6 protein-coding genes are annotated in these 5,685 nt (G+C 62.8%); 1 reads left to right on the plus strand and 5 read right to left on the minus strand.

Annotated features, from left to right (window positions below):
* Positions 1 to 108 precede the first annotated feature (108 nt).
* Complete coding sequence (locus VMR39_RS07415) at positions 109 to 1,035, minus strand: HAMP domain-containing protein (RefSeq protein WP_325415335.1); 927 nt, start codon at positions 1,033 to 1,035, stop codon at positions 109 to 111.
* Positions 1,028 to 1,702, minus strand: coding sequence for a response regulator transcription factor (locus tag VMR39_RS07420; protein WP_325415336.1), 675 nt, complete (start codon positions 1,700 to 1,702; stop codon positions 1,028 to 1,030). Before VMR39_RS07420 ends, VMR39_RS07415 begins: the two co-directional genes overlap by 8 nt.
* A gap of 213 nt (positions 1,703 to 1,915) precedes the next feature.
* On the opposite strand from VMR39_RS07420, the gene VMR39_RS07425 reads away from it, so the two are divergent.
* The gene (locus tag VMR39_RS07425) at positions 1,916 to 3,637 is read left to right on the plus strand and encodes a GMC family oxidoreductase (protein ID WP_325415337.1); all 1,722 of its coding nucleotides are present in this window, start codon (positions 1,916 to 1,918) and stop codon (positions 3,635 to 3,637) included.
* 186 nt (positions 3,638 to 3,823) lie between these two features.
* On the opposite strand, the gene VMR39_RS07430 is transcribed toward VMR39_RS07425, so the two are convergent.
* From VMR39_RS07430 to VMR39_RS07440, 3 genes are all read right to left on the minus strand, one after another.
* Positions 3,824 to 4,210, minus strand: coding sequence for a GMC family oxidoreductase N-terminal domain-containing protein (locus VMR39_RS07430; protein WP_325415338.1), 387 nt, complete (start codon positions 4,208 to 4,210; stop codon positions 3,824 to 3,826).
* A 211-nt stretch (positions 4,211 to 4,421) separates the two neighbouring features.
* The gene (locus VMR39_RS07435) at positions 4,422 to 4,739 is read right to left on the minus strand and encodes an alpha/beta hydrolase (protein WP_325415339.1); all 318 of its coding nucleotides are present in this window, start codon (positions 4,737 to 4,739) and stop codon (positions 4,422 to 4,424) included.
* 177 nt (positions 4,740 to 4,916) lie between these two features.
* On the minus strand, positions 4,917 to 5,685 hold a 769-nt coding region (locus VMR39_RS07440; protein ID WP_325415340.1), incomplete at its 5' end, for an SDR family oxidoreductase.

The raw sequence follows: 5,685 nt of genomic DNA on the forward strand, positions 1-5,685 counted from the left end.
AGCCTCGCAACTCACGTACGAGAACAGCCCCTCGCTCCGTTCATCACCGCCGCGCATCCCGATCCCTTCAACATCCCTCTACGGGATCCTGGAATCAGCAATGCCACATCAAGGCAAGCGCCTTTTTCCGCAGCCTGTTAAAGCACCCGCCTCCACCTCGGCGATACGCAGAAGGGCGCTGAAAAGTGACAGAGTTGCGTCGATTTCGGTGATCGAACGCTCGACTTCGTCTTGCAACAGCCCCTCTTCGGGCGTCAGCACCATCATGCGTTCCAGCCTCTGGCGAACCTTGGCAAGCGGAGTGCGCAAGTCGTGTGCGATGCCGCTGGAAACCTGCCGCAGATTCTCGATCAGCGCGCTGTTGCGGTCCAGCATCGCGTTGAGCGTTCCGGCAAGCTGGCCGAATTCGTCATCGGGTTGCGACACCGGCATGCGCAGGCTCATGTCACCCGAGATGATGCCTTGCGCCGTGGCGTTCATGGCCCTCAGTCGGGACCGGATCGCGCGGGTCAGCCATACGCCGCCGATGATCCCCCCCAGCAGCGTCGCGCCTAGGCCTGCGAGCAGGATCAGTGCCGTGGTGCGGCGCAGCGCGCGTTCCGGTGCCAGTTCCATCGCCACCGTCAGGCTGTTTCCGTCCTTCAGATCGACGGTGAAGGCGCGGGCCACGTTGCGGCGGCCATCCTCATCGCGGAACTGGATCTGCGCCCACCCGGTGTGCGGACGATCGGTCGTCAGTTCGCCGCCGAGCCGGCGCCCATTCCTGTCCGTCAGCAGGTAGCCGAGCGCGTTGACGCCGCGGTCATCCCGACGTTGCAGCGTATCGCGAAGCGCGACGATGCCACGGTGGCGATGAATGTCGGCCAGATAGTCGCTTTCGGCCGCGATCCGATCGTCGAGCTGTTCGCGCAATGCGCTTTCGCCGATGACGTATATGGCCGCGCCCAGTCCCAGCGTCGCAATCGTGTAGAACACGACGAACCAGCCCGCGATACGCGTGATCGCCCCAAGACGGCAGTGACGTGGTTCAGACATCGCTGCGCAGCTTGTAGCCTACCCCGCGCACGGTAACTATCGGATCGCGCTCGAAACCCGCGTTCAGCTTCTGCCGCAGGCGGCTCATGTGCGTTTCCACGATGTTGGTCTGCGGATCGAAATGGAAATGCCAGACCTGCTCCAGCAGCATCGCGCGCGAAACCACCTGGCCCTGCTGGCGGATGAGCTGTTCCAGCAGTTCGAACTCCCGCGGCTGGAGGACGATCCGCTGCCCTTCGCGCCACACCTCCCTGCGGACCCTGTCGATCTTGATGGTGCCGCACGCCGCCGTATCGCCGAGACCTCCCCGTCCGCGACGGCTGAGGGCATCGATGCGCGCGCACAGTTCGGCCATCGCGAAAGGCTTGACGAGATAGTCGTCCGCACCGCTTCCAAGGCCCTTCACGCGGTCCTCGATCGCGCCGAGGGACGTCAGCATCAGGATCGGTTCGGAAAGGCCCAGCGCGCGGATCTCCGAAACGAGATCGGCCCCGTCGATATCCGGCAACATGCGGTCGACGATCAGGATATCGCAGTTCTCGCCTTGCGCACGGCGCAGCCCCTGACGCCCTTCCTGCTCGATCAGCGTGACATGGCCCTGCAGAGCCAACCCATCGGTGATGAAGCCGGCCATCTCGGCGTCGTCCTCTATCAGCAGTATGCGCATCGCACCCTTCAGCCTTCTTCTGCGCATTCCGTTAGCGTGAGTTTCGATCCGACCCAACTCGCGGATGCAGCCATATCCCGCGTGCTTCTGAGGCCTGCGCGCCAACATTGGGAAGAATCAATGTTTGCCATGCGGAAGGCGCGGCCTTGTGAACCTATCTCGAGGTGGCCCCGTGAACCGTGACGGTTCACCAGTTTCTGGCCGAGTGACGACATGCATCTGGATTTCGAAAAGACCGACTTCTCCACTTACGCGACGGACATCTGCATCGTCGGTGGCGGCGTCGCTGCCATTACGCTGGCGCGCCGCCTGCTCGCGAGGGGGCGGACCATTACGATGCTGGAATCGGGGGGCGTCGATTACGAGCCGGCGACCGCCGATCTCAATGCGGGGAGCAATGTCGGGGAGGACTATTACGAGTTGCACCATGCCCGCCTGCGTTTCTTCGGAGGCACCACCGCCATCTGGGGCGGTCGCGTGGCGCAACTCGACCCGATCGATCTCGAAACTCGCAAATGGGTGCCGCATTCGGGCTGGCCGATCACGATGCAGCAGTTGCAGCCTTACTACGACGAGGCGGCGGTTGTCTTCGGGCTACCGCCCGGACGTCCCACTCCTGACGGGCTGCGGCAGGCGGGGGTGACGATGCCAGAATTCGATCCTGACGAGATCGCGATGAAGCTCTGGTCGTTCGATCCTGAGTCCAGTCGTTTTACCGTGAAGGCCTGCGCCGACCTGCTCCGGCATCCCCGCTGCACTATCTTCACCCATGCGACGGTGACGGCGATCGACGTCGATCATGCCGGACGGAGTGCGACATCGATCCGGGTTCGCAGTCTGGGCGGCCGTAGCGCCGTGATCCATGCCCGCACCTTCGTATTGGCGGCAGGCGGGATCGAGAACCCGCGCCTCCTGCTCGCTTCGCGCTCGGTCTATGCCAACGGTCTCGGCAACGATCGTGATCTGGTGGGACGCTTCTTCATGGAGCATCCTCACGCCCGCGGCGGCAAGGTGCTTTCCGCGCAGGCGTGGTCGCTGCTGCGTCTCTTCGGCAATCGTCATACCATCCAGGGTCAGACCGTGGCGGCGTTGGTGTCTCCCGGGGAGCGGGCTCAGAAGCGCGAAGGCATGCTCAATACGGCGTTGACAATAGCCTCGCGTCAGCCGGCAGATGCGACGCAGTTCCTGGGCATGCGCGCCTACAATCGGATCAAGCACGACCTCGACCCTTCACGCGGTGCTCGTATGCTGTGGCTCTATGCCAAGAAGGCCGCGATGATCGCCCAGAAGGTCAGCGACCCTGCGCGACCATGGCTGCTGCAGAAACTGGGCCGTAGCGAAATGGCGCTCGTCATCCGCGCCGAGCAGGCACCCGATCCCACCAGTCGCGTCACCCTTGACACCGAGCGCGACGCCCTTGGCATGCCCCGTGTACGGCTGGACTGGCGGCTGAACGACCTCGACATTCACTCGGTCGATCGCCTGGTCCATCTGCTTGGACGCGAATTGAGGCGGTTGAATGCCGGGACCGTTGTACCGGCCGACTGGCTTTCCGATCCCGAACGGCGATGGCGTACCGACCCCAAGATCAGCGCTCATCCGATCGGCGGCTATCATCACATGGGGACCACCCGCATGTCCGACAGTCCGGCGACGGGCGTCGTCGATGCGGATGGCCGCGTGCATGGCATGAGCAACCTCTACGTCGTGGGAAGTTCCGTCTTCCCCACTTCGGGATGGGCCAATCCGACCTTCACGATAGCGGCGCTTGCACTGCGCACGGCCGATCGCATCGTTCGGCATGGCGAATCCGGGGTTGTAGTGGCGAGTTCAACGCGCGGCGACGACACAAGCTTGAAAGCGCTTTGCGGGCATTTGGCATTCGACCGATCTTTGGTTGAGTCCTCAGAAAACCGACACCACCGTGGTAAATAGGGACCAGCACCTGATCTAAGTTGGTCGCTGGAATTTCGACCTTTTCACGATTATTCGAGGGAATCCGAGGAGATTAAGCAGACTGACCGCCCCTGGGAATGAAAAATTACTCCCTAAACGGCCGTAATGGGTCGGATTGATAGATGGCGATCGCCAAATCGTGGGGCAAAGCTGTCCTCGCCGAGGCTAATCGTTCAACGTAAGCTCACGCCGAAAGCAGCCTATCGAATGGTCGTTGCCCGATGTTCCGCGATAGTGGGGATCGGGAGCGCCCTGCCAGTTCTCGATCCGGCGATAGATATCGAGGACAGAATCATATCCCCAACCCGCATCGCCGGTTCGTTCGGCAAAATGGTTGCAGTCGCTTCGGTGGCCGCGCGCCCAGACCATGACGTTGACACTGGAGCCGCTGCCCAGGCCCTTGCCCATCGACATGGACAGGGACCGCCTGTCCAGATGAATATTCGGCTCGGCGTGGAAGCCCCAGTCTCTGTGACCGCCAAGGTTTGTCGGCGAGGCAGACGGGTCCATGGTCACTCTGGCCTTGATGCGTTTAGCCATGTCGCGAAGCATCCGCTGGTCAAAGGCTTATCCTGCGTCGCGATGACAGGCCAGCTGTGCTTCGCCCGCCAAGCCGCATTTTCCAATCTGACCGTGAAACTGGCCATCTTGATCGGCACTTGCGCGGCATTGAGGAAATCGGCGTCTTCCCGCGAGGTGTCGGCGGCAAAGCCGGCGGAGAAACTGTCGGCCTTGAACCCTTAGCCATCCTGCCCGGTCTCGATCACGAATTCCGGCGGCTTGGTGTAGCCGTCATACTGCTGGCGGTGGTTTCGCCGGCATCGGGTGACAGGGCGGATACATAGAGCAACCCTGCCACCTTGGCATGAACGCCGGCTTCGGTGATGACCGTCCCGCCCCAGCTATGACCCACCAGGATTACGGGGCCATTCTGCCGATCCAGCACCCGCCGGGTGGCGGCGACGTCGTCGGCGAGGGAGGTGAGCGGGTTCTGCACGATGGTGACGCGATAGCCCCGCGCGGTGAGGTTCTCATGGACCTTCCGCCAGCCCGACCCGTCGGCGAATGCACCGTGGACCATCACGATGTTCCTGACGGCACTGCCATTAGATGAATCGGTGGATTGCGCATTTGCCGGCGAAGCCAGGGCGGCAGCGGCGGATAGAATGATGGATGGGAGCCTACTGCCCATGACGGTTTCCTTCATGATGCGGTGTTGATGTTGAGGACTGCAGAACGCGAGCGCCGTCTGCCACCCTCAGACAGTGTTGATTGTGCCACCGTCGATGACGAACTCGGCGCCGTGGATCGCCGCGGCGCGGTCGGCGGCGAGATAGGCGATGAGGTCAGCCACTTCTTCTGGCTCGGCTCCCCGCCCGATCGAGATCCCGCCAAGGGCTTCAAGTACAGACTGATGCGCGTCTTCGACTGTGCCGCCATTGGCAGCCCGAAGCATTTCGAGAAAGTCTCCGGTGGCCTCCGTCATGATCCAGCCGGGCGAGACGACGTTGACCCGCACGCCCTTGGGACCAAGTTCCTTGGATATCGACTTGCTGTAGGTTCTCAGCGCGGCCTTGGCGGCGGCATAGCCGGTCGTGGATTCGGGGAGCGGCAGGACGGACTGGATCGAGGTGACGTGCACCACGGTGCCCTGGCCCCGTTCGAGCATCTGCGGGATCAGCAGCCGGTCAAGCCGGACCGTCGCCAGCAGATTGAGGTTCAGTTCGGCGAGCCAATGGTCGTCCGTCATCGCGACGAAGCCGCCAGCCGGCGAAGACGAACCGCCGATGACATGGGTGAGAATATCGATGCCGCCGAGCCGTTCTAGCGCGGCCTTGGCCAGCGCTTCGCTGCCCTCTGCCGTGGTAAGGTCCGCCTGGACATATTCGACGAACCCTCGCTGGGTCTGGCGCCGCGCATGATCGAAGAAGTGTTCGCCGTGCTGCACAAGCTGCGCGATCAGGGCCTGGCGCTGCTGATCGTCGAGCAGAACACACGCGTGGCGCTCGACATCGCCGACTACGGCT

It is taken from the genome of Sphingobium sp., from assembly GCF_035511395.1.
Classification (GTDB): domain Bacteria; phylum Pseudomonadota; class Alphaproteobacteria; order Sphingomonadales; family Sphingomonadaceae; genus Sphingobium.